We start from the raw sequence: 1989 nt of genomic DNA on the forward strand, positions 1-1989 counted from the left end.
ATTGAACTATGTTGATGAGCATAAGGACCCTACAGGCTTGTTCTGAGAAGTATTTAGAGCGGATATTTCTTTTCGGTGCTTTTAAGAGAGGCGCTTGCCGATAAGCCGAATATTAAGTAGCCTTACGAGGAATATAAAATCTCAAATAGGGCAAAAATAATATATCGCTATGTCAAATGCATACTTTGGTTTATAGTAAATGCTTCTATTTGGGTAAGTGCCATAATTGCGATTGTAGGTTTAGTAATGTCAAAGTTTTAGGACAAGGATATAAAATGACAAATGCAGAGCAAATAGAAAAGATAACGAATGCGGCACAATGCTTTGCTTTGCTTGAAATTTTAAAATTTAGCGCAGCGAAAGGCTTAAATTTTGATGATAAATTACGACAAAGTGTTTTTAAAAGTACCGAAATGAAACGCGATATAAAAGTCAAATTGATCTTAAAAGCTATAAATTAGGGGCTAGGGTGATAAAAGAGTTTATTAAAAAATGTTTTGAGCTAAAAGGGGTGAGGATTTTATTCTGGATCGCCTTGCTCATTTTTACTATAGATTGCTTGGGCGTTATATTTGCCAGCATAGACGCGGTTTTTTTGGCGGAGTATAGCGGTTACGATATCGCGAATCCGCTTTCTATCGTTATGAAAGCTTTTGAACTAACGTGGCACGAAGAAGCGAGCGATAGCGAAAGCGATATTTTCGGCGCTATGGTGTTGTATCTATTTTGCGCGACGGTAATTTTGCCTTTAATCATCTGCTGCTTCGTATTTTCCAAAATAAAGGCTTTTATTCTGCTAGATAAAATATCCGGCGCATCTGTATTTTTTATAAGTCTATTTTATACTTATTCGCTAGCCGTGATAATCCTAACAGGAGCCGATTTGACCTTATTGGGTCATCTGTTTGATCGCTCAAATTTTAATTTTAGCATAATGATAATAAGCGCTTTATCATCGCTAATAATCGCGTCTGCGATGGTTCTTATTCTAAAAAGAAGAGATAAAATTTAATGCAGATAAGTTTATGCTAGCATCGTTTTTCAGCTAAATTTTATGTGAATTAATACGCAAAATTTTATGAATAGAGCTTGAGAAATGGAAATTTAAAAGGGGTACATTTTGAAATGATCTTAAAATTTGGCTCTGCTTCAGATTTGAAATTTCAAGTTGCGCAGTTTGGAATTTCGATCATCGACTTCGAATTTTAAAATTTTAATCCTACCGACCTTTTAAAATTTTATGATCTAAAATCCTTGCGCTTTTGAATCCTGCAACTCAAAGCCACTGTTGCTTAAATTTGAAATTCTAAGCTCTGAGATGCGGAGCCTTGCTCGATAAAATTTTAAAATTTCAAGTCCAGAATTTTATTTGGTAAAAATTTTATCGAGCAGGATTCGGCTCGATAAATTCTATTAAATGCTCCTACAGGAGAGAAAAATATGAAATCTCAAATACAGCATTTCAATTCCCAACGGGATGAAATTCTACCTCAAAAGTGAAATTTTAGGGCAGGAAAATATTAATTTGTTTCAATTCCTAACGGGATGGAATTCTACGGCGTAGTTCCACCCGAGCAAGCGGTAAAACTACTCGTTTCAATTCCCAACGGGATGAAATTCTACACGTCCCAAAAAGCCTTAAAAACACCAAGAGCTGAGTTTCAATTCCCAACGGGATGGAATTCTATTCCTCATAGTTTTCTCCGAATAGAGTATTTATATCGTTTCAATTCCCAATGGGATGGAATTATACTGAAGCAAGCGACGATTAACGCAGGCTTTGCGATCTGTTTCAATTCCCAGGGGGATAGATTACCCGCTCAATTTATATTAATTAATAAAGTATTAGATTTACCTCGCCAAATTTACTCCACCAGCGCGGAATTTACCCCGCAGGATAAATTCTGCTGAATTTTACTTCACCCTCTTTATCTCTATTTCGCCGTCACGCGCGCCGATTTCGATCCGATCGCCCGTTTTGATCTCGTC

Annotated in this window: 2 protein-coding genes; both read left to right on the top strand. The window is 36.3% G+C overall.

Features of this window, described 5'->3' with window-relative positions:
- The first annotated feature begins 275 nt into the window (after positions 1 to 275).
- Positions 276 to 461 (top strand): hypothetical protein, encoded by a 186-nt coding sequence (locus Q0620_RS00610; RefSeq protein ID WP_298782761.1) that lies wholly within the window; start codon positions 276 to 278, stop codon positions 459 to 461.
- An 8-nt stretch (positions 462 to 469) separates the two neighbouring features.
- On the top strand, positions 470 to 1012 hold the full coding sequence (locus tag Q0620_RS00615; RefSeq protein ID WP_298782763.1) for a hypothetical protein: 543 nt from the start codon (positions 470 to 472) through the stop codon (positions 1010 to 1012).
- Positions 1013 to 1989 lie beyond the last annotated feature (977 nt).

The organism is uncultured Campylobacter sp., assembly GCF_938017615.1.
In the GTDB taxonomy this organism is placed as follows: domain Bacteria; phylum Campylobacterota; class Campylobacteria; order Campylobacterales; family Campylobacteraceae; genus Campylobacter_B.

Bases quoted from the DNA above. Each gene is read 5' to 3' on its own strand.
- Q0620_RS00610 (WP_298782761.1), top strand. From the start codon at position 276: ATGACAAATGCAGAGCAAATAGAAAAGATAACGAATGCGGCACAATGC.